Genomic DNA, 24,540 nt, shown 5'->3' with positions numbered 1-24,540 from the left:
AACGGAATGGCGTACGCCTCGGCTCCAAGGACGGGCCGGCATAGAGACCCCTCAAGGAGGAACTACTCATGGGTCTTCGTATCAACCAGAACATCGCCGCGCAGAACGCCTACCGGAACCTGTCGGTCACCGACAGCCAGATGTCGAAGTCGCTGGAGAAGCTGTCCAGTGGTTTCCGGATCAACCGGGCGGCGGACGACGCGGCCGGCCTCTCGATCTCCGAGGGCCTGCGCTCGCAGATCGGCGGTCTCAAGGTCGCCGTCCGCAACACCCAGGACGGCGTCAGCGTCGCGCAGACCGCTGAGGGCGCGCTGAACGAGGTCACCTCGATCCTTCAGCGTATGCGTGACCTCTCCGTGCAGACGGCGAACTCGGGCGCCACCGACTCCGAGGCCGCCAAGGCCTCGAACAAGGAGATGCAGCAGCTGAACGCCGAGCTCGACCGCATCGGCGAGACCACCGCGTTCGGCAAGTCCAAGCTTCTCGGCGGCGCCTTCGGCACCACCGAGAAGACGACGTCGACCGCCGTGAAGGACGAGGACGCGCTCGCGGCGGTCAAGGCCGGCGGCATGGACTTCAACATCACGTCGATCGCCGGCAAGAAGACTCTGGACCCGGCCGACGGCGAGACCGAGCTGGCGATCAACGTAAAGATCGACGCGGCCGACTTCGCCAACGCCACGACGGCTCAGGACGTCGCGGCGGTCGTCAACGACAAGATGCAGACCGCGCTCAAGGCCGCCGGCTACCAGGGCACCGAGGTCTCCATGTCGGCCCGCACCAAGATGGCCGACGACGGCAACAACACCGGCACCAACGTGCCCACGTCGACCTTCTCGATCGGCGCGGCCTCCAGCGGGCTCGAGATCGACGCGATCGCGGACCTGGGCACCTCGGCCACCATGGAGAAGGTCGACGGCGGCAACACCGGCAAGTTCCAGGTCGGCGCCAACCGCACCGAGAGCATCAACATCAACATCGGCGCGGTCGACTCCGAGACGCTCGGCACCGGCGCTCTGGACCTCACCAAGGACCCGGACGCCGCGATCGACGTGCTGGACAAGGCGATCCAGTCGGTCTCCGACAGCCGCGCCTCGCTCGGTGCCGTCCAGAACCGCTTCGAGCACACCATCAACAACCTGAACGTGGCGGTGGAGAACCTGTCCGCGTCGGAGTCGCGTATCCGTGACACCGACATGGCGCAGGAGATGGTCTCCTTCACCCGTTCGCAGATCCTCACCCAGGCCGGCACGTCGATGCTGTCGCAGGCCAACCAGTCGGCGCAGAACGTTCTCTCGCTGCTGCGCTAACCGAATTGCCACCGTCGGGAGCTAATCTCCCGGCCGTGCGACCGAATAGGTGGGGGAAGCCGGCGGAACATGCCGGTTCCCCCACTTGTTTTTCCGCACCTCTTTCGCACCGGAAGGCAGGCGCCCGTGTCCACTTCGGTTGACGGCCTCGTCAGTGGTCTCAGCACCTCGTCCGTGATCTCGCAGCTCATGCAGGTCGAGGCGGCCCCGCAGAACCGGCTCAAGACCAAGGTCTCCACGGCGCAGACCGCGGTCACCTCCTACCAATCGGTCAACTCCAAGCTCTCCGCCCTCAAGACCGCCGCCGAGGACATCGGCAAGCTCGCCACCTGGCGCGCGGTGAAGCCGACGTCGAGCTCGGCCACCGTCACGGCCACCGGCACGGGCGGCACCAACACCGCCTCCGGCACCACGATCTTCAACGTGGGCGCGCTGGCCGGTAACCAGATCAACACGGCCAAGGTCGCCAAGGACGGCGACATCACCGGCGCCGCCACGATCGAGTTCACGGTCGGCGGCGCCGCCAAGACCGTCAACCTCGGCGAGGACAAGACGGCGCAGGGCGTCGCCGACGCGATCAACGCGGCCGGCATCGGCGTCAAGGCCGTCCTGGTCACCACCGGCGGCAACGAGAACATCCTCCAGCTCAGCGGGGCCAAGACCGGCGCCGCCGCGGGCTTCACCGTCGACAACGGCCTGTCCGGCCTCGACCTCGTCGAAGTGGCGCAGGCCAAGGACGCCCGCCTCGACATCGGCGGCGGCGAGGGGGTCGCCGGCGGTTACAGCGTCACCAGCGCCACCAACACCTTCACCACGCTGATGCCCGGCGTCTCGATCACCGTCTCGAAGATGGAGAACGACGTCACGATCAGCGCCGAATCGGACGTCAGCGGCATGGCGGCGAAGATGCAGGCCCTGGTCGACGCCGTCAACGGCACCCTCACCGAGGTCGCGAACCAGACCCGGTACGACGCCGCGACCAAGAAGGGCTCGCCGCTGACCGGCGACTTCATGGTCCGCAACATGTCGCAGGCGATCCTCAGCAAGATCAGCCTTGGTCTGACCTACGACAATCCGGCGTACGACGAGACGACCAACCCGGGCGTCGACAAGACCCTCAACACCACACTGGCCAAGCTCGGCGTCGAGCTCTCCCGCGGTGGCCAGCTCACCTTCAACACCGCCACCTTCAAGGCCAAGTACGGCGAGGACCCCACGGCGTTCCAGGCCGCCGCCATCGCGTTCGGCGACCAGATGAGGACGCTGGCGGTCGACCAGTCGAAGAACGTCACCTCGGTGATCACCGGCCGCAACAACGAGATCGACAACCTCACGAGCCAGATCGAGAACTGGGATCTCCGCCTCGAATCACGCAAGGCGGCGCTCCAGAAGACGTACTCCGACCTCGAGGTCTCCCTCGGCAAGATGAAGGAGCAGTCGAGCTGGCTCGCCGGACAGCTCTCCGGCCTCTGACCCGCCCTCATCCACCAGCCCGTCCGCACCTGACCGAGGAGAACCATGGCCGCCCCGAATCTGCGTGACCGCTACCTTCAGGACTCGATCAACACCGCCTCGCCCGCCAAACTGCTGATCATGCTGTACGACCGCCTGATCCTCGACCTGATGCAGGGTGAGGAGGCGGTACGCGCCGGCGAGACGGAGACCGCGCACGAGAAGATCACGCACGCCCAGGAGATCGTCATCGAGCTCCAGGTCAGCCTCGACGTCGAGGCCTGGTCGGGCGCGCCCGGCCTGGCCAACCTCTACGGCTACGTGCTCACCGAGCTGATCGGGGCCAACATCGCCAAGGACGCCGACCGGATCGCGGCCGTGCGGGGCTTCCTCGAGCCGCTGCGCGACGCCTGGCGCGAGGCGGCCGCCTCGGCGGTCGCGGGCTGAGGGCCTTCCCGTGAGCTGTGAGGATTCCGGCGGAGGCTGGAACGGCGCCTGGAGCGCGGCCCTCGACGAGTTGGAGCTCGACGTGGCCTCGGTCGAGGCGATGCTCGCCGACGAGCATCGCCACGCCGAAACCCCGCCGGCCAACCTGTGGAAACCGCCGACCGACCTCGGCGCGCTGCCGCTGGAGCTCAAGCCGCGCGCCGACGAGATCCTCACCAGGCAGCTCAAAGCAGCTCAGGAGATCGCACGACGGTTGACCGCCAACCGCCAGCAGATCGCGGTGACGACCCGGATCGAGACCGGCGAGGCGGTCAAACGGCCGCTCTACGTCGACCGGGCAATGTAAAAAGCAGACAAACGTCCCGGGAACCCGCTCAGCGGTTCCCGGGACGTTTGCGTGCAACCAGTCAGCAACCGTTTCGCGCTCAGCGGATCGGCGGTCGGGCCGAACTGCATGGTACGAGCAACGGATTGCTCCCCGGAACGCCACGGAACGGCACCTTGACTCTCCCAGCAAGGAGCTGCTGTGTTCGACGACATCTCCTCGAATTCCTTGAAGGTCGCGGTCGCGGGTCTCGCGCAGCGGCAGAGCGCCATCGCCAACAACATCGCGAACATCGAGACCCCCGGCTACCGGGCCCGTAAGGTCGAATTCGAGGATGCGCTGCGCAGCGCCGTCGCGAAGGGCATGTCACCGCTCGGCGTCGCACCGAACGTCCAGAACTCGCTCGAGCCCACCCGGCTCAACGGCAGCAACGTCAACCTCGACCAGGAGACCATCTCCCACATCGACACGACGATGCGCTACCAGCTGACCATGCGGGCGCTGGACCACAAGTACTCGATGCTGCGCGAAGCCATCAAGGGAGCCTGACGATGAGTACCTTCAACGCTCTCGGTGTCGCCGGCACCGGCGTCACCGTCTACCGCAAGTGGCTGGACGCGGTGTCCGACAACATCGCCAACATGAACAACGTCAGCCGGACCTCGGAGAAGGCGTTCCAGGCCCGCTACGTCGTCGCCCAGGAGGCCCAGGACGGCAACGGCGCCCAGGTCGGCGGGGTGCAGTTCGGCAGCGCCGAGGGTGTTCTCGTGCACGAGCCGGACAACCCGCTGGCCGACGCGGAGGGCTACGTCCGCAAGCCGGACATCGACCTCGGCTCGCAGATGGCCCAGATGATGATGGCGCAACGTGCCTACCAGGCGAACCTCGCCGTGGTGGACCGTGCCCGTGACTCCTACACAGCGGCGATCAACCTCGGGAAGTGAGGTAGGCCATGACTTCCGCGATCAGCCCGATCGGCGGGTTCTCCAGCGTCGCCGGCCTGTCCGGCATCGACGCGGTCACCGGCGGGATCAGCGGCACCGGAGGCGCCGGCGGCGCCGAGTCGCTGGCCACCGGCGCCACCCGCGCCCAAGAGGCACAGGGCCCCAACGAAAGCTTCGCCAGCATGCTCTCCCGCGGCCTGGAAAGCGTGCAGGCCAGCCAGAACAACGCCGAGGATCTCGCGACCAAGGTCGCCACCGGCGAGTTGCAGGACCCGGCGCAGTACACGATGGCCGCCAACGAGGCGCAGCTCGGAATGCAGCTCACGCTGGCCGTCCGCAACAAGGCCGTGGAAGCGTTCCAAGAGATCATGAGGATGCAGGCCTGACATGACCGACCGCCTTCCCGCTCCGGTTCGCCGCGTCACGGACACGTTCCGGTCCTTCACCCCGGGACAGAAGGCCGTCACGATCGCGGCAGTCGTCGCCCTCATCGTCGGCGCGTATTTCTTCGCCACGTGGGCGTCGAAGCCGAACTACTCGATCCTCTTCAACAACCTGTCGAACAAGGACGCCAGCGCGATCGTCGAATCGCTGCAGAAGGCCGGCACCAAGTACGAGCTGGCCAACGACGGCCAGACCGTCCTGGTACCGCAGGACCAGGTGAACGAGCTGCGGCTCTCGCTGAGCAGCGAAGGGCTGCCCGGCGACGCCGGCACCGGATATTCCCTGCTCGACCAGCAGGGCATCACCACCAGCGACTTCATGCAGCACACGAACTATCAGCGCGCGCTGGAGGGTGAGCTCTCCAACACGATCAAGTCCATCGAGGGCGTCGAGGCGGCCACCGTGCACCTCGTCATCCCGCAGAAGGACGTCTTCGCCGACAACCAGGACGTGCCGACCGCCTCCGTGCTGGTCGCCTCGAGCTCGACCCAGCCGCTGAGCAGCGACCAGGTGCAATCGATCGTGCACCTCGTGGCGTCCAGCGTCGAGGGCCTCGACCCGACCCAGATCACCGTGGCCGGCGCGGACGGCAAGATCCTCTCGACCGGTGGTGGTGCGGCCATCGGCACCGGCGGCGACAGCGGCACCGAGGCGCAGACCGTCGCCTTCCAGAACCGGATGAACAGCTCGCTGCAGAAGATGCTCGACAGCGTCGTCGGCCAGGGCAACGCCGTGGTCACGACCACCGCCGAGCTCGACTTCGACCAGAGCCAGACGACCAGCAAGACCTACAACGCCGACCCGTCGGTCCCGGCCCTGTCGGAGAGCAACAGCCGCGAGGCGTACAACGGGGACCAGAACTGCGCCGGCGGCGTTCTCGGCCCGGACAACGTCTCCGGCCCCGGCTGCACCACCGGCGGCAGCGGCACCGACGCCGGGCAGTACGAGAACAGCACGAGCGTCAAGAACAACGCGATAAACGAGACCCAGGAGACCCGCAAGAGCGCGCCCGGCGGCATCGACCGGCTGGCCGTCGCGGTCCTGCTGAACAGCAACGCCTCCACCGCCATCGACCCGGCGCAGGTGCAGCAGCTGGTCAGCGCGGCCGCCGGCATCGACGCCACCCGGGGCGACACCATCGCGGTCAGCGCCATGCCGTTCGACACCAGCGCCGCCCAGGCCGCGCAGAACGCCCTGAGCGCCTCGACGACGGCCGCGGAGCAGGCCAAGCAGATGTCGCTGATCAAGACGGGCGCGCTCGGCGCGATCGTCCTGGCGCTGCTCTTCCTGGCCTGGCGGTTCAGCCGCAAGAGCAAGAAGCGCCGCGGGCTCACCCCCGAGGAGCGCAAGCACCTGGAGGACATGCAGGCGGCGCTGGAGGCACAGCGCCTGGCCGAGCTGAACCAGGCGATCCCCGCTCAGATGCTGGAGGCGGGAACCGCCGCCATGGACGACACGAACGTGCAGGCTCGCCAGGAACGCCAGCGGGAGATCGAGCAGATGGTCAAGGATCAACCTGACGAGATGGCGGTGCTTCTACGCGGCTGGCTGGCCGCGGACGCGACGCACTGACGCCTTGGCGGCGGCCGGTGATCGCCGGTCGCCGCCTTTTCTGCTGACGGTCTTTCTGCCGACGGTCCGAGGGAGTACGCGTTGACCACACCCACACCGGCGCTCACCACCATGTCGATGACGGGCGTGCGCAAGGCCGCCATAATGCTGGTCCAGTTCGGCAAGGAACAGTCCGCGCACATCATGGCCCAGATGTCCGAGAAAGAGGTCGAGATGATCTCGGCCGAGATCGCTCGCCTGGGCAAGCTCGACCCCACACAGGTCGACGACGTGATGGACGAGTTCTACGCCATGGCGACGACCCGGTACGCCGGGTCGGGCGGCATGGACTACGCCCGCGAGCTGCTCGAGGCCTCGCTGGGCAAGGAACGGGCCGCGCTGATCCTCGACCGGCTCGAAGCCTCGATGAACGACATCCCCTTCAACTTCCTGAGCCACGCCGACCCCCGGCAACTGCTGTCGTACGTGCAGTACGAGCACCCGCAGACGATCGCGCTGGTGCTCGCCCACATCCCCTCGGCGCTCGCCTCGTCGATCCTGGCCGGCCTCTCGCTGGAGGTGCAGACCGAGGTCGCACACCGGATCGCGGTCATGGACCGCACCTCGCCGGAGATCATCCGCCAGGTCGAGCAGGCGCTCCAGCGCAAGCTGTCGACGGTGCTCCAGCCGGACGAGCTCTCCACCGTCGGCGGTCTGCAACCCTTGGTCGACATCATCAACCGCGCCGACCGTACGACCGAACGCCTCATCCTGGAAGCCCTGGACGCCCGCAGCCCCGAGCTGGCCGAGGAGATCCGGCGCCGGATGTTCATGTTCGAGGACATCGTCAACCTCGAGGACCGCGCCATCCAGCTCGTGCTGCGCCAGGTGGAACCGGCCGACCTGGCCACCGCCCTCAAGGGCGTGCCCGAGACGGTCCGCGAGAAGGTCACCAAGAACCTGTCCGAGCGTGGACGCGAGAACCTGCTCGAGGAGATCGACCTGCTCGGCCCGGTCAAGGTCAAGATGGTCGAGGAGGCCCAGGCCAAGATCGTGTCGGTCATCCGCTCGCTCGAGGACTCCGGTCAGATCGAGGTTCAGCGCGGCGGCGAGGCCGATGAGCTCATCGCCTGAGAGCCGCCCCGTCCTGCGGGGCTCGATGGCCGACTCGGCCGCGGCCGCCCGCTTCTCGGTCGACCTGCGCACCGGCATACCGGCCGACAGCGACGCCATCGAGCGGGCCAAACAGCAGGCCCGCACCGCGGGCTACGCCGAGGGATGGGCGCAGGGCCAGCGCGAGGCGGCCGTCGAGGCGCAGGCCGCGGCGGCCCGGGCCCAGGCCGGCGCCCAGGCCTTCGAGCAGCGGCGCGCGGCCGCCCTCGTACAGGCCGTCAATGCTCTCGGCCGGGCCGTGACCGAGCTGGAGAACCAGCTGATGCCGACCTTCGCCGAACTGCAGGAGGTGCTGCTCGCGCACGCCTTCGAACTGGCCGAGGCGATCATCGGGCGGGTCGTGGACGATCCGCAGGGCCGCGGCATGGACGCGCTGCGCCGGGCCATGGCGGCCGCCCCCGAGGCCGGCCGGCTGGTCGTCAGCCTGCACCCGGACGACTTCCACACCCTGGTCGGCGAGAACGGCGAGGCCGACTTCGAGTACGAGGGGCGCCAGATCAGCCTGCGCCCCGACGGCGGGCTGCGCCCCGGCGACGCGGTGGCCGAGACGGGCATGGGCACGGTCGACGCGACGATCGCGGCGGCCGTGGACCGGGCGCGCGAGGCGCTGCGAATCTAGGAGGCAGCTTCATGACGGACGTCTTCCGGCATCGAATGAGCGCGGCCCTCGAGGCGGCCCGGCCGCTCACCCGCGGCAAGGTGGTCGGCGCGGTCGGCCTTCGGGTCACGGTGGCCGGCATCGACGCCCGGGTCGGCGACCTGCTGCAGATGGGCGAGGGCCCGGAGGCGGTGTACGCCGAGGTGGCCGCGCTCGACGGCGAGAAGCTGTCCTGCCTGCCGCTCGGCCCGATCGCCGGCCTGGGCACCGGAACTCCCGTGGTCAACACGGGCGGCCCGCTGCGGGTGGCGGTCGGTCCCGACCTGCAGGGCCGCATCCTGGACGGCCTCGGCCGCCCGATGGACGGCGGCCCACCGCTGCGCGGCCAGCTGGTCAGCATCGACGCGGCGCCGCCGTCGGCGATGGAACGGCAGCTGGTCGACGCGCCGATGCCCTTGGGCGTACGGGTCCTGGACACCCTCGTGCCGTGCGGCCGAGGCCAGCGCATCGGCATCTTTGCCGGCTCCGGCGTCGGCAAGTCGACCCTCATGAGCATGATCACCCGAGGCACGTCGGCCCAGCTCAACGTGGTGGCCCTGGTCGGTGAGCGCGGCCGCGAGGTCCGCGAGTTCATCGAACACGACCTGGGCGAGGAGGGCCTGGCCCGCTCGATCGTGGTGATCGCGACGTCGGACACGCCACCGCTGGTACGCCTGCGCGCGGGCGCGGTAGCGACCCGGATCGCGGAGTACTACCGGGACGAGGGCGCGGACGTGCTGCTGATGATGGACAGCGTGACGCGTGCGGCGATGGCGCAGCGTGAGGTCGGCCTGTCGGTCGGCGAGCCGCCGGCCACCCGGGGTTATCCGCCGTCGGTCTTCGCGATGCTGGCGTCACTGCTGGAGCGGGCCGGGCCGGGAGCGCGAGGCAGCATCACCGGCCTCTACACGGTGCTGGTCGAGGGCGACGACCACAACGAGCCCATCGCCGACGCGGCCCGCTCGATCCTGGACGGGCACATCGTGCTGGATCGGAAGCTGGCCACGGCCGGGCACTTCCCGAGCATCCAGGCCCTCGACTCGATCTCCCGGGTAGCCAACAAAATCACCACCCCGCAGCAGAAGTCGGACGCGACGGAGCTGCGCCGCTTGATGGCGGCCCACCGCGACATCAGGGAGCTGGTGGAGATCGGGGCGTACGTGCCGGGCACCAACCCGGACGCCGACCGCGCCACGGCCATCTATCCGCACATCAACGCCTTCCTGCGCCAGGGCTTGGACGAACGCGTCACCGCCGAACAGGCGTGGGCCCAGCTGCACGCCCTGATCCAGGCCGCCGGCAGCTGACCCAGAGGCCTACGCCCACCACCGCAGACTCCACTCACCAAGGCAGTCCCCGCCCTCCCAGGGGGACCCCCGCCTCTGCCACACATCCTCGCGAAAACCACAAGATCGTGCGTATCCCTGTGGACAACCACGACACCTGTGGACAGAGCCCACTCCACCAGCAGACCGCGCAACAATGTCGAACTGACGGCAACGGGAGCCGACCATCAGACAGCCGGCAAAGCCACACGGCGGATGCCGAACCACGTGCCAGGCCACGAGCTGCAAGCTGCGCGGCAGCGCTCGGCCGCGGCAACGGCCGGCAGGCCGCGAGCTGCGAGCTGCGAGCTGCGAGCTGCGAGCCAGCGGGCGGGCGCGGTGACGGGCGACGCGTGCCAGGCGACGGGCTGCAAGCTGCGAGGCCGGGAAGCTGAGCACGATGGCGGCTGGCGGCCGGCCGACGGGCTTCGGGCCGCTCGGGGCGCGGTGACGGGCTACAAACTGCGAGGCAGCGCGCCGGGCACGATGACGGCTGACGAGCGACGGGAGACGGGCTGCGAGGCAACGCGGGCGCGTGACGGACAACGTGGGCTGCAAGCTGCGAGACAGCGCGCTGGGCACGATGACGGCTGACGGGCTGCGGCGAGGCAGCGCGCCGGAGCGCGGAGACGGGCGACGGGCGACGGGCGACGCGTGACGGGTGAAGCTGGTGGAGCACCCGCGATCGCCGCCGGTGACTTGGCATTCGGTTCTCCGACGCCCGCGGGGTGTGCGGGTGGCGGAGAACCGACTGCCAAGTCACCGGTTACAAGGCGATCGCCCGCGGAGCGAAGCGCAGCCAGCAGCTGAGTTGCGACTCGGGTGCAGCGGCTCAGCGAAACGGTGTGCGAGCCGACCTTTTGTGGTGAGGGCGCCGTATGCCCGTGTGCCAGGGAGGCGATCTTGAACCGATTCTTCCGACTCTCGCCCGTACTGCGTGCCCGTAAGGCTCAGGAGGATGTCGCCCGCGGTGCCGTGAACCAGTCTCGGGCCGATGTTCGTGATGCTCAGGCCCTGGTCAAGCGCCGGCATCTCGATCTTGTCGGCGCTGAGGCTCCGACCGAGGGCACCGCCCGTGCCATCGTCGCGTCGATCGCGGCCCGGCAGTCTCTGGCCGCCTCGCTCATGGGCGCCCAGCGCATGGTGGCCGAGGCCGAGGAGCTGGAGCGTGAACGTATGGCCGTGCTGGCCGACGCTGCCAAGCGCCGCCGGGCCGTCGAGATGATGGCGGAGCGGCACGCCGAGATGGTGCGTGCCCACGATCTGCGCAAGGACCAGGCCAACCTGGACGAGCTGGCGATGACGAGCAAGGCGCGCAACGCCGCCCGGGGTGGCGGGAGCGACGCGTGAGGGGCGTCGCCGGGGTGCTCAACCGCATCCAGGAGTTGCAGGGCCAGCTCGGCCTGACACCCGTCAACCCGGCGCCCGGTGCCACCGGCACCGCCGCGAACGGCACCGTGACCACGGCCGGCGGCAGCAACTTCGCCTCGGCTCTGGCCAACGCCACCGGCGGCGCGCCCGGCATGCGCCTGAACAGTGCCGCGACCGGGCAGTCGGTGGTCGACTCGGCGAAGAAATATCTGGGCACGCCGTACGTCTTCGGCAGCACCGATCCGGCCAAGGGGCTGGACTGCTCGTCGCTCGTGCAGCGGGCCTTCGCCGATCTCGGCGTCAAGGTTCCCCGCCTGTCGTACCAGCAGGCCAAGGTGGGCGAGGCCGTGCCGAACCTGGCCCAGGCCAAGCCGGGCGACATCCTGGCCTTCGACTCCCCCGTCGATCATGTCGCCATCTACGTCGGTGACAACAAGATGATCGCGGCGCCCAAGCCGGGTGACCAGGTCAAGATCCAGAGTGTGTACGAGAAGCCGACTCACATCCGCAGGGTCGTGTCGGACGGCGACACGGGTGCGGTGGCCGCGCAGAACGCCGCCGCGGCGGTCCGCCCGGCCAGCCTGCGGGGTGGCAGTTCCCTGACCGGCGTTCCCTACGCCGATCTCTTCGTGCAGGCCGGCAACCGGTACGGCGTATCGCCGAAGCTGCTGGCCGCCGTGGCCAAGGTCGAGTCGGGCTACAACCCGGAGGCGGTCAGCAAGGCCGGCGCGCAGGGCCTCATGCAGATCATGCCGTCGACGGCGAAGGGCCTCGGCGTCAAGAACTCGTTCGATCCGGAGCAGGCCATCAACGGCGCCGCCAAGCTGCTCGCCCGCAACCTGCGCGAGTTCAAGTCGCTGCCGCTGGCCCTGGCCGCCTACAACGCCGGCGGCGGGGCGGTGCACAAGTACGGCGGCATCCCGCCGTTCTCGGAGACCCAGGCGTACGTCCCGAAGGTCCAGAAGGCTCTGGCCGCCCTGGGCGGCTGAGCCACACCGAGGAGAAGTCTCATGAAGAGCCCGAATTCCGTCAGCGGAGCGGACCGCGCGTCGGTCGCCGACATCGGCCGCCGTCCGGGCGCCAAGCGCGGCGAGGGCGGGGACGAATTCGACTCCGCGCTGTCGGCCGAGCTGAGCCGCCCGGGTCAGGACGACGGGCAGCGGACCGCGCAGGGCCGGGCCGACGAACGGCGGTCGGCCGACCGGGCCGCCACCGACCGCGCGGCGGCGGACCGGGCGGCCGATCGCGCGGCCGACCGGGCCGCTGATCAGGCCGCCGACCAGCGGGCCGCCGCCAGCCGCAACGCCCTGCAGCGTGAGGCCGCGGACCGGGCCCGCCTCAACCGGGCCGACGCCGATCGGGCGGCGGCGGACCGGCGTGCGGCCTCCGACCGCCGCTCGGACCGGACGGAGCGACCGGATAAGACCGATAAATCGGAAAAGGCAGACCGCGTCGAGCGAACGGACCGGGGAGATCGCGCGGACCGGCCCGACCGAGCTGATCGCGCCGACCGAGCTGACCGAGCTGACCGAGCTGATCGCGCTGACCGCGCTGACCGCGCTGACCGCGCTGACCGCGCCGACCAAGCTGAAAGGGCAGAAAAGGCCGGAAAGGCCGACGACAGCCGTACGCCCGATGGCGAGGCCCAGCGGGCCGACGGCAAGCGCCCCGAGGACAAGCAGACCGCGAAGACGCCCGGCAGCGCCAAGCGTCCCGACGGCGAGGAAACCACCGAGACGACCGGCACCGAGGCAAAGGCCGGCGAGGCGAAGACCAGCGAGACGTTGACGGCGCCGGAGGTGAAGACGGCCGACGCCGCGGCCGGCGTTCTGGCCGGAGCCCTGGCCGCCGCCACCGCGGGCGCGGCCCAGGCCGCCGCCACCGCCCAGCCCACCACCACCCAGCCCGTCCCGACAGCCCAGGAAACCACCACAACCGCCCCCGGCAGCGGCCCGAACATGCCGGTCGGCGGAGTCGCGCTAGCCGGCGGCCCGGCCGCGCCCCCGACAGCCGGCGCCACGCCGGCCGCCCTGGGCCTGCCACCCACCGGCGCCCATCTGAACCCCGAGGCGCAGGCCGCCGCCGCCCAGGCCGCCACCGGCCGCTCGGCCCTCGGTCTCGGCCTCGGCGGTCCCGGCGCCGTCGCCGGCGCCCAGCCCGGCGCCACCGGCCAGGCCGGCACGCCCATTCCGGCCGAGTTCGCCGCCCAGCTCGCGCAGGACGGCGTGTCGGTGATGACCCCGGCCACCGCTCCGGACGGGTCGGGCCGGCTCGCCCTTCAGGACCCCGCCGCGACCCTCACCCAGGCGGCCATGGCCGGAACGGCCACCGCGACCGCGCCGGCGACCGGCGCCCCGACAACCGGCGCTCCCGCCACCGCAGCTCCAGCCACCGGCACGGAGACGGCGCCGGCTCCGGCCGACGCCACCGCGGCCGCACCTACCGACGTACAGAATCAGCCGGAGGCCGCGACGGTCCCCACCGAGACCGCCGAGGCCGGCTCATCGGCCCCCGCACCCTCCGCCAATCCGGTCAATCCGGCCGCGGCGCCTGGTGTGGCCCCCGACGGCGCGGCCAACCCCGGCGCGCTCGGCCAGGCCGGCATGGCCGGTGTCTCCGGACCGCAGGCGGCCGCACCGGCCGCGCCCGCCGCTCCGGCCGCGCCGCCGCCTCCGCCGTCCCAGGTGCCCAGCCCGCCCGCCGCCCAGCTCGCGATGCGGATCGTCCCTCTCAAGCTGGACGCCGACGGCGTGCACCGGCTCACCGTCCACCTGCATCCGGTCGATCTGGGCCCGGTCCAGGTGGTGGCCGAGATCCGCAACGGCGACATCACCGTGCAGCTCTCGGGCAGCACCGACGCCGGCAACGAGGCGCTGCGCAACGCGATGGACGACCTGCGCCGCGAGCTCAACGACGCCGGTTTCGGCAACACGAACCTCGACCTGCGGCAGGGCAACCAGCAGGAGCAGGCGCGGCAGCAGTTCGCCGCGAGCTTCCCGGGCGCCGGCCGGGCCGAGCCGGCCGAGACCGCCCTGCCGACCGAGCCGGCTCCGGCCATCCGTCGGGCCGTCCCGGGCGACAGCCGCCTCGACATCCACGCCTGACAGCGTCTCGCGCGAGGCGCGGATACGACGAAGCGGATACGACGAAAAGGACCGGCGGGAGCCGGTCCTTTTCCTTGTCGGTCAGGCCTCTTGGCCCTCGAGCGGCGTCGGCGTCACCGGCGTGCCCTTCTCCTCGTCCTTACGGCCGTAGCCGGCCGTGACGAACCGCAGCCCGGCCAGGAGCAGGGCCGCGATCGGCACCGCTATGAGGAACCGGATCAGCACCTGGGTGATGTCGACCTCGTCGAGCACGTAGCGGTAGAGCGCCGGCGCGCTCATCAGGAGCGCGAACAGCAGGACCGACGGGCGTATCACGGCTGGCGTACCGATCGGGTGACCCGGCGGGGCGCGGCCGCGACCGGCGCCACGTCGGAGGCGATCCGCGCGCAGAGCATGGCGGCCCACGCGTGCGGGGTGGCCGGCCTGTCGTCCAGCGAGTAGATCGGCAGGTCCAGGCCGAGCACCGAGCCCGGGTCGGCGGTGAGCTCGACGCTGTGCACGACCAGGGCCTCGACCTCACCGAGGGTGCGCAGGTGGCGGCCGGTGTCGGCGGTCTTGCGGGTGGCGTCGACGACCGCCCACAGCGCGGTGGCGCCGATCGCGTCGCACATCTCGTTCACCCAGAGCGGGTCGGTGCCGCCGACCGGTGCGTCCAGGACGACGACCCACGACTGCTCGGCCTGGTGCAGCTTCTCGGCGCGGGCCTCGGCCGCCTCGGCGGTGGAGATGAGCCGGGACGAGTGCAGCCCGGTGCCGGCCGTCGACGGCGCGGCCAGCAGCAGGTGGTTCTCCGGCACGTCGATGTTCTCGAGGAGCTGCCGGGCGATCGGCACCGCGATGTTGATGTCGCCGGCCAGGACCAGGATCTCGCCCGGCCCGTCGGGGATGCTCGGCGCCGACGGGCGGGCCGCCAGCACGCTCAGCACTCCGGCGTAGGTGTCGGAGCCGGTGATCTGCCGCGCCATCGCCTCGGGCATGCCGACCGAGACGAGGTTGCTGACCACCTGCTCCGAGGCCGAGGGCGGCTCGGGGGTGGCGGGCACCGCGGAGACCGGCGTGACCTGCCGGAACTCGTAACTTTCGGTGGCGGGAGCCGGGGCCGGCGGCTCGTCCACCTCGACCTCGGTGGCGGCGAACCCGCCGATGTGCTCGGCCAGGTTGTGCGCGTGGGCCGGTGACTGCGGCGCGACCTCGGCCACCGGGGCCGCGGGCGACACCGAGGCGGCGGCGGGCGCGGCCGGGGCCGGGGCCGCCGGTGGCGCGGCCGGCGACTGGGGCTGGATGTTCGGCATCGGCGGGGGCTCGAAGGCCTGCGGCTTGATCCCGGCGTTGACCGCCGACTCGGTCGCCGCGGCCGGCCGGAACGGCCGTACCGTCGGCGTCTCCTCCTTCGGCGGCGGCTTGGGCCGCGACCGCTCGGTGGCCGTCCCGCCGCCGGTGGCGTCGAGCCCGGCCATGAGCTCGGCGAACGCCGCGCCGGTGTCGCCGATGGCGGCGTGCCGGCCCTCGTCGGCGCCGAACTGGGGCTCGGCCGCCGGCGGCTTCGGCCGGGCCGCGGCGAAGGACGCCGGGGTCACCGAGCGGGGCGTGGCCGAGCCGAACGCCGGCCGGGCCGGATCGTCCATCCGGTCCTGCGACTCGGCCCGCTCGAGGAGCCGTTCCAGGCTGTGCTGGCCGTTGTCGGCCGTCTTCGATCGCTGTGGCATGTCGTTCCCGTCCTCGTTCCCGTCCGGCACTTCCACGGAAAGCTCGTAATGCTGCTTCGCGAAGAAGCCGCCGACGCCGCCACTGCGGACCTTGTCGGCTGAGATGATCCGGACACGGGAGCCGTACTCATCGCGCACCTGAGCCAGCAACGGCTCGATGGCCGGTCCCTCAAGCAGCACCCGCGTAGGCACCGTTCACCACCCCTATCGTCTCGATCTGTGCTGTGGAACCAGAGATTTCGCCGTACGACAGCACCTGCACCCGGCGCGAGCCGGCACGCAGTAGCCGCATCAGTGGCAGCCGCAGCTGTGGCGAGCAGGCCAGCACCGGTGCCAGTCCCTGCTGTTCCGCGGTCTCGGCGAGCCGGGCTGCCTCGGTGACGATCGCCTCGGCACGCATGCCGTCGATCGCCATGAAGGCGCCGGTCTCGCTGGGCCGCAGCGATTCGAGCAGTTGTTGCTCGAGCATGGGGTCGAGCGTGATCACCGTGAGGCGGCCGCCGGTCGCGTACTGGGCGGCGATGGCCGGGCCCAGCGCGGCCCGGGCGGCCTCGACCAGGGAGTCGGGGTCGACGGTGACTTTCGCTCGAAGGGAGAGCGCTTCGAAGATGCGGACCAGGTCGCGGATCGGCACGCCCTCGTCGAGCAGCGCCTGGAGCACCTTCTGGATCTGGCCGAGGCTCAGGATCGACGGGGTCAGCTCCTCCACCACGACCGGGTGGGTGCGCTTGACCATCTCGGTCAGCGCGCGCACGTCCTCGCGGCCGAGCAGGCGGCTCGCGTTGCTCCGGACCACCTCGGCCAGGTGCGTGATGATCACGCTGGCCCGGTCGACGACCGTCGCGCCGGACAGCTCGGCCTGATAGTGCAGCTCGGACGGGACCCATTTGCCGGGCAGGCCGAAGACCGGCTCGACGCCGGCCCGGCCGGGCAGGCCCTGGAGGCCGTCGCCGATGGCCAGCACGGTGCCCGGGGGCGCCTCGCCGGTGCCGGCGTCGGTGCCCGAGATCCGGATCGCGTACGAGGAGAGCGGCAGGTCGAGGTCGTCGCGGGTGCGCACCGGCGGCATGATCACGCCGAGCTCCATGGCCATCTTGCGGCGCAGGGCGCGGACCCGGTCGAGCAGGTCCCCGCTGCTGGCGTCGACCAGGTCGACCAGGTCGGGTGAGAGGGCCAGCTCGAGCGGGTCGACCCGCATCTCGCCGAGCAGCTGTTCCGGCGAGTCGGCGGGCGGCATCTCGACCGCCTCGGCCGCGGCCACCTCGGCCTCCGGCACCGGGTCCTTGATCCGCTGTGCGAACACCAGGACGGCGATGCCGACCACGAGGAAGGGCAGTTTGGGCAGGCCCGGGATGATGCAGAGGGCGAGGGCGGCGGCGCCGCCGATGCGCAGCGCGAGCTTGTTCTGGCTGAGCTGGGCGGTGACGGTGGAGCCCATGTCGCCGGAGGTGGCCGAGCGGGTCACGATCAGACCGGTGGCCACCGAGAGCAGCAGGGCCGGGATCTGCGAGACCAGGCCGTCGCCGATGCTCAGCAGGCTGTAGTGGTTCATCGCGTCGGAGGCCGACATGCCCTGCTGGGCCACGCCGATGGCGAAGCCGCCGACCAGGTTGATCAGGGTGATGATGATGGCGGCGATGGCGTCGCCCTTGACGAACTTCGAGCCACCGTCCATCGCGCCGTAGAACTCGGCCTCCTCGGCCACCTCGGCCCGGCGCTTCTTGGCCTGTTCCTCGTCGATCAGCCCGGCGTTGAGGTCGGCGTCGATGGCCATCTGCTTGCCGGGCATGGCGTCGAGGGTGAACCGGGCGCCGACCTCGGCCACCCGCTCGGCGCCCTTGGTGACCACGACCATCTGGACGATGACCAGGATCAGGAAGATCACGAGGCCGATGACGAGGTTGCCACCGACGACGAAGCTGCCGAACGCGTGGATCACCTTGCCGGCGTCGCCGTCACGCAGCACGAGCCGGGTGGCGCTGATGTTGAGCGCGAGGCGGAAGAGGGTGGCCACCAGCAGCAGGGCCGGGAAGACCGAGAAATCCAGCGGCTTCTGTACGAACATGCTGGTCAGCAGGATCAGGAGAGCCGCCGTGATGTTGACCGCGAGCAGCAGGTCGAGCAGGAAGGTCGGCATCGGCACGACCATCATGAGGATGATGCCGATGACCCCGACAGGTACGGCGAGCCGGCTCAGATTGCGGTTCTTCACGGCACCTCCCCCGAGTGGTCCCCTCACTTACGTGCCGATCTTCTCGCGTTCGCGGTACCGATGTGAGGAAATCTCCGTATTTCGTGTTATGCGGCAGCTGAGGCGGAATTGGGGCTGCGGTGCAGGCCTGCCGCCGATCCTTTGGCCTTCAGGCTCATCACGAACGCCAGCACCTTCGCCACCGAGCCGAAGAACTCGGCCGAGATCTCGGCGCCGACCTCGGTGCTGCCGTAGAGAGCCCGGGCCAGCGGCACGTCCTCGACCATCGCCACCCGGTGCTCGGCCGCCAGCTCGCGGATCTTGAGCGCCAGCGGGCCCTGGCCCTTGGCCACCACCCGGGGCGCGCCCTTCTGCGGCTCGTAGCGCAGCGCCACCGCCACGTGGGTCGGGTTGACCAGCACCACGTCGGCCGTCGGCACGTCGGCCATCTGCCGGTTGCGGGACATGGCCATCTGCCGGGCGCGGATCTGCGCCTTGATGAGCGGATCGCCCTCGGTGTTCTTGTACTCCTGCTTGACCTCCTCCTTCGTCATTCGCAGCTGCTTGTTGGTGCGGCGGCGGACCACGAAGTAGTCGGCGGCGGCCATCACGATGCCGGCCACCGACGCGGCCCGGATCAGGCCGAGGATGGAGTCGGTGACCTCGCCGATCAGCGAGGTGAGGGGAAGCTGACCGGCGGTCATCAGCACCGGGATGACGTCCTTGGTGGTCGTGTAGAGCACGCCCGCCAGCACCGCGGTCTTGACCAGCGCCTTGGTGCCCTCCCAGAGCGCCTGCGGGCCGAACATCCGCTTGATGCCGGGCAGTGGGTTGAGCCGGCTGAACTTCGGGATGAACAGCTTGGTCGCGACCCGGATGCCGCCCTGCGCCCCGGCCGCCGCCACGCCGACCGCCATCATCGTCATGGCCAGCGGCAGCACGGCCCAGGCGGCGCCGAACATCGCCTCCTTGAGGATGTAGAGCGCCTGCGACGGCTGCGGGTTCGCGATGACGTCGGGGACCTGGACCATGACCTCTTCGGCGTGCTTCATGGCCGATTCCATGGTGCGGGGCAGCAGGATGCTGGCCGCGAGCATGCCGAACCAGGCGCCGATGTCCTGCGTACGGCCGATCTGGCCTTCACGCTTGGCCTTTTTGAGTTTCTGTGGTGTCGGCTGCTCGGTCTTCTCGCCCGACATGGCGCACCCCCCTTCAGCCGCCGGTGAGCTGGAGGACCGCGCTGACCGCGCGGTCCACCACCTTGCCGATCACGCCGGGCAGCGCGGTGATCGCGATGCCGGACAGCAGGAGGACCAGGAAGATCTTGGCCGGGAAGCCCAGCTGGAACGCGTTGAGCGCCGGGGCGACCCGGTTGAGCAGGCCGAACGCGCAGTCGGTGAGAAACAGGACGGCGACCAGGGGGCCGGCGATCTGGATGGCCGCCACGAACATGTCGCCGATGCCCTTGAGCAGCACCTCGCTGAAGGTGCCGAGTGAGAAGGTGACGTCGAGCGGCACCGTCCGGAACGACTGGAGGAAGCCGCGCAGCACCATCTGATGGCCCTCGGTGGCGAACAGCAGGGTGACCGCGACGAGGTTGTAGAACTTGCCGAACACCGAGCTCTGGTTCTGCGAGAGCGGGTCGTACCCCATGGCCAGGGTGAAGCCGCCGAACAGATCGAGCAGGTCGCCCGCGGCCTGCAGCGCGGCGAACAGCAGCGCCGTGACGAAGCCGAGCCCGGCGCCGACGAAGACCTGCAGGGCGGCGCTGAAGACGATGTCGGAGGTCTCCAGCGACGGCACTGTGCCGCGCAGATAGGGCGCGAGCGGCAGGGTGAGACCGACCGAGAGCAGCGCCTTGACCGGGCCCGGGATGAGCCGCGAGTTGAACGGCGGGCAGATCATCAGCCAGGCCCCGGTGCGCGCCGCGCCGAGCATGATCGCGAGCAGGTCGGCGACCGCGAGGTCGAGATTCATTTGTACGACGCCACGAGCGCCGTGAGGATCAGCCCCCAGCCGTTCACCAGCACGAACAGCAAGAGCTTGAAGGGTAAAGAAATAGTGACCGGTGGCAGCATCATCATGCCCAGCGACATGAGCGACGCCGAGACGACCATGTCGATCAACAGGAACGGGATGAAGATGACGAAGCCGATGATGAAGGCGGCCCGCAGCTCGGAGAGGATGAAGGCCGGGATCAGCGTGGTCAGCTCGACGTCGTCGCGGTTCCTCGGCCGCTCCTCGCCGGACAGCTTGACCAGCAGCGCGACCTCCTCCTCGCGGGTGGTGCTCCACATGAATTCCCGCAGCGGCTTCACGCCGGCCTCGAACGCCTGCGACTGGGTCTTGTCGCCCTTCAGATAGGGCTGCACGCCCTGCTCGTTCATCGCGGACACCGTCGGCCCCATGATGAACAGGCTGATGAACAGGGCCAGACCGGCCAGCACCTGGTTGGGTGGCATCGAGGTCAGGCCGAGGGCGTTACGGGTGATGCCCAGAACCATGAAGATCTTGGTGAAGCATGTGCAGAGCAGCAGCAACGCCGGCGCGACCGAGAGGACCGTCAGGCCCAGCATGATGATCAGCGACGTCGACGGCCGGCTGCCGTCCGGGTTGGTGCCGTTGATGTTGACGTTGATGTTGGGCTGACCGGGGCGGCTGGGCGGCGAGGGAGGCGCCGGCGCCCGCTCGGGCAACGCCACGACCACCGAAGCCGGCGCACGCTCGCTGACTCTCGGCTCGGCGGCGGCCGGCGTGGGGCCGGGCAGCAGGACGAGCGCGAGCCCGAGGCTCGCGAAGATCAGCAGGAGTGCGCGCCGCATCATCGCCGGGTCGTCCGATCACGCAGGAAGCTCATGGTCTGCGACCAGGTGCGCGGCGAGAGCAGGGAGCCCTCGAGCCGGCCGGGCGCACCGGGATGCCGGCCGGGCAGCTCGCCGCCCAGCGACGCGAGCTCGCCGGGGGTCAGGTCCGCGCCGACCTCGAGGTGGTCGCGGTGCTCGTGCGGATGCTTCTCGAAATCGGCGACGTCGGCCTCGCCGAGCAGGCTCACGTGCTGGTCGGTGACCCCGAGGATCATCGCCCGGTCGGCCACCCGGATCACGGCCACCGCCGCGCTCCGGGTCAGCTGCTGCCGGTTGAGCACGACGAGCGGGCCGTGCCCGCGTCCCAGCGGCCGGCGGATCAGGCGCGCCAGCAGCCACATCATGCCCAGGATGACGAAGAGCGAGAAACCGATCCGCAGGGCCAGCTCGAACAAGGCCTTACCCTTCGGCGCCGGGAGCGACGATCTCGGTGATCCGGATGCCGAAGTTCTCGTCCACCACGACCACCTCGCCACGGGCGATCAGGCGGCCGTTGACCAGCAGGTCGGCCGGGCTTCCGGCGGCCCGGTCGAGCTCGACGATCGCGCCCGGGGTGAGCGAGAGCAGCTCGCGCACGCTCATCCGGGTCCGGCCCAGCTCGGCCGAGACCTCCATCTCCACGTCGTGCAGCATGTCCAGGCCGCCGCGGATCGCCATCGCCGGCGACGCCGACTCCCGCCGGGCCACCCCGCCGCCGGCGGCGGGATCGTCGGTCGGCCACGGTGTCAGCGCCAGGGCCAGGACGGCGCGGATCTCCTGGCCCTCGACCAGCGGGACCGCGATGGCGTCGTCCTTGGTGGCGAGCGCGCTGAGCGCGACGCCGGGCTCCATCACCGTGCCCGGATCGAGCACCACCGGCCCGAAGGCCCGGGCCGCGGCCTCGAGCGCGGGCCGGACGGCGGCGGTCAGGTCGAGCTCGCCGATCGGGCTCTCCTTGAGCGCGTCCGCCAGGTCCTGCCCGACCACCACGACCACCTCGCCGGTGGCCGCGCCGCTGAACCTGGCGGTCACCGCCTGCCCCTCGGACAGCATGTCCGCGGTGGCGGTGACCGGGTCGGCGACGGCCAGCGGGCGGCTGGTGGGCAGGACGGCGAGCGCGGCCTCGGCGGCCGTCCGGGCGAGCGCCAGCTGCGGCGCGGTGATGGTGGGCGCGGTCATGGGCGGCCAGACTCCTTGGGCGAGGACTCCTTGGGGGACGGCACCACGAGGCAGGCGAGCCGAGCCCCCTGATTACCGGGAACTGCATGGGCGAAAACGGTCTCGTTCACGGTCACGTCGAGCGGCCGGCTGGTCGGGTGACCCAACGGGACGACGTCGCCGGGCCGTAGGTCCACGATGTCATCGGTACGCATGCGAATGGGCTGAAATCGGATAGCCACGTCGAGTGGGGCCGCGGAGAGCCCGGCGGTGATGTTGCGCAGCGCCATGTCCTTGGTGGCCCGCTCGGCGTCGCTGAGCACCACCGCCTCGGTGCGGGAGAGCACCGGAAGGATCGTGTTGAACGGCAGGCAGATGCTGGCCAGGCACTCCTCGGCGCCGATCTTCATGTCGAAGGTGGCGATCACGCAGGCGTCGCCCGGCTGGTGCGTGCGCAGGAACTGCGCGTTGTACTCGATGTCCTTGAGCTTGGGCTGGAGTTCGACCAAATTCTCGAAGCCGTACCGCAGCTCGCTCAGCATCCGCTCCAGCAGGCCGCGCAGCAGGGGCATCTCGACCTCGGTCAGCGGCCGCTCCGGCTGTGGACCGCCGGGGCCGCCCAGCATGTGATCAATAGCGGACATCACGGCCGAGGTGGACATCTCCATGAGGGCCGAGCCGGGCAGCGGGTCGAGGACCACGACCGCGATCACCGTGGGGTTGTTGAGGGAGGCGACGTACTCGTCGTAGTTCAGCTGCTCGATCGAGACCAGGCTGACGCTGCTCACGGCGCGCAGCCGGGTCGTCAGCAGGGTTCCGCAACTTCGGGCGTACGTCTCGAAGGCCATCTGCAACGTACGGACGTGCTCGCGGGAGAGCTTGATGGGACGGCGGAAGTCGTACGGGGCCGGCCCTGCGCCCTGCCCACGACGCGACATCCGGCCCGGGGAGCGTGCGGCGGTGGTCACGTTGTCCCCATCGGCTCGTTTCCGGAGCGGCTGAGCCGGAGCGCCGTTTCGTCCCCTTAAACGCGTTTCGGGCGGGTCACCGAAGTGAACCCGCCCGAAGTGCCGTCTTACTGAGTCACGAACTGCGTGTAGTAGATGCCCATGACCTCTTTGACGTCGTCCTTGGTGGTGTAGGCCTTCTCGATCTTCGCCAGCAGCTCTTCCTTGATGGCCGTGCGGCCCTTCTCGGTCTCGAGCTCGGCGACCTTCTTGCCGGTGTACTCGTCGATCGCCAGCTCGATCGCCTCGCTGGTGTCGACCGCCTCGGCGGCGTCAGCGGTCTGCTGCAGCGAGAAGGCCAGCTTCAGGTAGTGGCCGTCGGCCAGGTTGATCGTCAGCGCCTCGTCGATCGCGGTGATCACGCCCTTCTCGGGCTCGGCGGCCTCGGCACTGTCGCCCTTGAGCATGAAGAACGCTCCGGCGCCACCGCCCAGCAGCACGACTGCGGCGATCACGATGATCATCAGCATCTTCTTGGACTTCTTCGGCGCCTCGGCGGCCGCGGTCTGCTCGGTGCTCATATCGGTACTCCCCCTCAGTTGTGTGCGGTAGACGTGGTGCTGGACTCAGTCGTGCTTTCGGCCGCGGTGGCCGCGTCCTGAGCCGCCTTGGCCTGGGACGAGGTCTGGCCGGTGTGCAGCTTGCTGTCCGAGCCGGAGGCGGCCGGCAGAAGCGCGGCCTGGTCGGCGGTCAGCGTGGTCAGGACGACGATGTCGACACGGCGGTTCATGGTGACCGACCGAGGGTCGGCCGGGTCGATCAGCGGCTTGGTGTCGGAGTAACCGACGGCCGTCATGCGGTTCTTGGCGAGACCCTTGCCGACCAGGTAGCGCACCGTGGTCGAGGCGCGGGCGGCGGAGAGCTCCCAGCCGCTCGGGTAGTAGGACGTCTGGACCTTGAGCTGGTTGGTGTTGCCGTCGACCTCGATGTTGTTGGGCAGCTTCTTCAGGGTCGGGGCGATGGCGTCCAGGATCGTCTTGCCACCCGCCTTGAGCTCCGCCCGGTTGCCGGCGAAGACCACGTCGTTGGTGAGGACGGTGACCACCAGGCCGCGCCGGTCGATGGTGAACTTGACCGTGCCGAGCAGCTTCTGCTTGGCGAGCACGTCGGAGATCTGGTTCTCGATCTTCTTGAGGTTCTCGGCTTCCTTGGTCGCCGCCTGAGCGTTGGCCGAGGCCGCCTTGCGGTCCTCCGCCGCCATCGCGGCCTTGACCGCCTCCTGCTGCTTGGCCGTCAGGTTGGACGAGCCGGCCTTGCCGTCACCCGGGTTGGCGCCCGGGTCGATCGCCACGACCTCGGTGCTCTGACCGGCGCCGTCCAGGGTCGAGGTCTGACCCGAGAAGGCGGCGCTCTGCGCTCCGAAGCCGGCCGACAGACCGGCCGCCAGCTCGGCGAACTTCTTCTGATCGACGCTGCTCATCGAGTAGAGCACCACGAACAGTACGAACAGCAGGGTGAGCATGTCGGCGTACGACACGAGCCAGCGCTCGTGGTTGACGTGCTCCTCGTGCTCCTCATGACGCTGCTTCCGCTTTCCCCCGCCTGAGCTCAT

The 24,540-nt window shown here is 70.1% G+C and carries 25 protein-coding genes; 14 read left to right on the top strand and 11 right to left on the bottom strand.

Annotated elements, in window-relative coordinates; genetic code table 11:
- Positions 1–68: 68 nt before the first annotated feature.
- From ACFY36_RS21085 to ACFY36_RS21020, 14 genes are all read left to right on the top strand, one after another.
- Entirely contained in the window at positions 69–1,310 is a 1,242-nt protein-coding gene (locus tag ACFY36_RS21085; protein ID WP_499747676.1) for a flagellin N-terminal helical domain-containing protein, read from the top strand.
- A 126-nt stretch (positions 1,311–1,436) separates the two neighbouring features.
- Positions 1,437–2,783: a flagellar filament capping protein FliD gene (fliD, locus tag ACFY36_RS21080; protein ID WP_499747675.1), complete on the top strand. Its 1,347-nt coding sequence runs from the start codon at positions 1,437–1,439 to the stop codon at positions 2,781–2,783.
- A 45-nt stretch (positions 2,784–2,828) separates the two neighbouring features.
- Complete coding sequence (fliS, locus tag ACFY36_RS21075) at positions 2,829–3,209, top strand: flagellar export chaperone FliS (protein WP_499747674.1); 381 nt, start codon at positions 2,829–2,831, stop codon at positions 3,207–3,209.
- Positions 3,210–3,219: 10 nt separating this feature from the next.
- Positions 3,220–3,555 (top strand): hypothetical protein, encoded by a 336-nt coding sequence (locus tag ACFY36_RS21070; protein ID WP_499747673.1) that lies wholly within the window; start codon positions 3,220–3,222, stop codon positions 3,553–3,555.
- 180 nt (positions 3,556–3,735) lie between these two features.
- Entirely contained in the window at positions 3,736–4,083 is a 348-nt protein-coding gene (gene flgB / locus ACFY36_RS21065; protein ID WP_498655673.1) for a flagellar basal body rod protein FlgB, read from the top strand.
- A gap of 2 nt (positions 4,084–4,085) precedes the next feature.
- On the top strand, positions 4,086–4,478 hold the full coding sequence (locus ACFY36_RS21060; RefSeq protein WP_498655674.1) for a flagellar basal body rod protein FlgC: 393 nt from the start codon (positions 4,086–4,088) through the stop codon (positions 4,476–4,478).
- Between the two features lie 8 nt (positions 4,479–4,486).
- Entirely contained in the window at positions 4,487–4,864 is a 378-nt protein-coding gene (gene fliE / locus ACFY36_RS21055) for a flagellar hook-basal body complex protein FliE (RefSeq protein ID WP_499747672.1), read from the top strand.
- Between the two features lies 1 nt (position 4,865).
- On the top strand, positions 4,866–6,494 hold the full coding sequence (gene fliF / locus ACFY36_RS21050) for a flagellar basal-body MS-ring/collar protein FliF (protein ID WP_499747671.1): 1,629 nt from the start codon (positions 4,866–4,868) through the stop codon (positions 6,492–6,494).
- An 81-nt stretch (positions 6,495–6,575) separates the two neighbouring features.
- The gene (gene fliG / locus ACFY36_RS21045; protein WP_498655677.1) at positions 6,576–7,607 is read left to right on the top strand and encodes a flagellar motor switch protein FliG; all 1,032 of its coding nucleotides are present in this window, start codon (positions 6,576–6,578) and stop codon (positions 7,605–7,607) included.
- Positions 7,591–8,265, top strand: a complete 675-nt coding sequence (locus tag ACFY36_RS21040; RefSeq protein WP_499747670.1) for a FliH/SctL family protein — start codon at positions 7,591–7,593, stop codon at positions 8,263–8,265. Before fliG ends, ACFY36_RS21040 begins: the two co-directional genes overlap by 17 nt.
- An 11-nt stretch (positions 8,266–8,276) precedes the next feature.
- A complete protein-coding gene (locus ACFY36_RS21035; RefSeq protein ID WP_499747669.1) occupies positions 8,277–9,590 on the top strand; it encodes a FliI/YscN family ATPase in 1,314 nt (437 codons plus the stop codon).
- 861 nt (positions 9,591–10,451) lie between these two features.
- Positions 10,452–10,958, top strand: coding sequence for a flagellar FliJ family protein (locus ACFY36_RS21030; protein ID WP_499748190.1), 507 nt, complete (start codon positions 10,452–10,454; stop codon positions 10,956–10,958).
- Positions 10,955–11,968 (top strand): transglycosylase SLT domain-containing protein, encoded by a 1,014-nt coding sequence (locus ACFY36_RS21025; RefSeq protein WP_499747668.1) that lies wholly within the window; start codon positions 10,955–10,957, stop codon positions 11,966–11,968. Before ACFY36_RS21030 ends, ACFY36_RS21025 begins: the two co-directional genes overlap by 4 nt.
- 21 nt (positions 11,969–11,989) lie before the next feature.
- On the top strand, positions 11,990–14,083 hold the full coding sequence (locus ACFY36_RS21020; protein ID WP_499747667.1) for a flagellar hook-length control protein FliK: 2,094 nt from the start codon (positions 11,990–11,992) through the stop codon (positions 14,081–14,083).
- A gap of 81 nt (positions 14,084–14,164) precedes the next feature.
- Here ACFY36_RS21020 and ACFY36_RS21015 read toward each other — a convergent pair whose 3' ends face one another.
- The 11 genes from ACFY36_RS21015 to ACFY36_RS20965 form a co-directional block, all read right to left on the bottom strand.
- Positions 14,165–14,398, bottom strand: coding sequence for a hypothetical protein (locus ACFY36_RS21015; protein ID WP_499747666.1), 234 nt, complete (start codon positions 14,396–14,398; stop codon positions 14,165–14,167).
- Positions 14,395–15,981 (bottom strand): hypothetical protein, encoded by a 1,587-nt coding sequence (locus tag ACFY36_RS21010; protein ID WP_499747665.1) that lies wholly within the window; start codon positions 15,979–15,981, stop codon positions 14,395–14,397. Before ACFY36_RS21010 ends, ACFY36_RS21015 begins: the two co-directional genes overlap by 4 nt.
- Entirely contained in the window at positions 15,959–18,001 is a 2,043-nt protein-coding gene (flhA, locus tag ACFY36_RS21005; protein ID WP_499747664.1) for a flagellar biosynthesis protein FlhA, read from the bottom strand. Before flhA ends, ACFY36_RS21010 begins: the two co-directional genes overlap by 23 nt.
- A gap of 86 nt (positions 18,002–18,087) precedes the next feature.
- The gene (locus tag ACFY36_RS21000) at positions 18,088–19,179 is read right to left on the bottom strand and encodes an EscU/YscU/HrcU family type III secretion system export apparatus switch protein (protein ID WP_499747663.1); all 1,092 of its coding nucleotides are present in this window, start codon (positions 19,177–19,179) and stop codon (positions 18,088–18,090) included.
- A gap of 13 nt (positions 19,180–19,192) precedes the next feature.
- A complete protein-coding gene (locus ACFY36_RS20995; protein WP_499747662.1) occupies positions 19,193–19,957 on the bottom strand; it encodes a flagellar biosynthetic protein FliR in 765 nt (254 codons plus the stop codon).
- Complete coding sequence (gene fliP / locus ACFY36_RS20990; protein WP_499747661.1) at positions 19,954–20,805, bottom strand: flagellar type III secretion system pore protein FliP; 852 nt, start codon at positions 20,803–20,805, stop codon at positions 19,954–19,956. Before fliP ends, ACFY36_RS20995 begins: the two co-directional genes overlap by 4 nt.
- Complete coding sequence (locus tag ACFY36_RS20985) at positions 20,802–21,239, bottom strand: FliO/MopB family protein (protein ID WP_499747660.1); 438 nt, start codon at positions 21,237–21,239, stop codon at positions 20,802–20,804. Before ACFY36_RS20985 ends, fliP begins: the two co-directional genes overlap by 4 nt.
- Before the next feature lie 4 nt (positions 21,240–21,243).
- Positions 21,244–22,002: a flagellar motor switch protein FliN gene (gene fliN / locus ACFY36_RS20980; RefSeq protein ID WP_499747659.1), complete on the bottom strand. Its 759-nt coding sequence runs from the start codon at positions 22,000–22,002 to the stop codon at positions 21,244–21,246.
- A complete protein-coding gene (locus tag ACFY36_RS20975) occupies positions 21,999–22,949 on the bottom strand; it encodes a flagellar motor switch protein FliM (RefSeq protein ID WP_498692651.1) in 951 nt (316 codons plus the stop codon). The genes fliN and ACFY36_RS20975 overlap by 4 nt, the downstream gene beginning before the upstream one ends.
- Before the next feature lie 107 nt (positions 22,950–23,056).
- A complete protein-coding gene (locus tag ACFY36_RS20970; protein ID WP_499747658.1) occupies positions 23,057–23,509 on the bottom strand; it encodes a flagellar basal body-associated FliL family protein in 453 nt (150 codons plus the stop codon).
- A gap of 14 nt (positions 23,510–23,523) precedes the next feature.
- Positions 23,524–24,540: a flagellar motor protein MotB gene (locus tag ACFY36_RS20965; RefSeq protein ID WP_499747657.1), complete on the bottom strand. Its 1,017-nt coding sequence runs from the start codon at positions 24,538–24,540 to the stop codon at positions 23,524–23,526.

This window comes from Actinoplanes sp. NPDC000266, assembly GCF_042899005.1.
Taxonomy (GTDB): domain Bacteria; phylum Actinomycetota; class Actinomycetes; order Mycobacteriales; family Micromonosporaceae; genus Actinoplanes.
The sequence above is the reverse complement of the archived record's forward strand: the minus strand, read 5'-3'. Positions and strand labels throughout refer to the sequence as shown.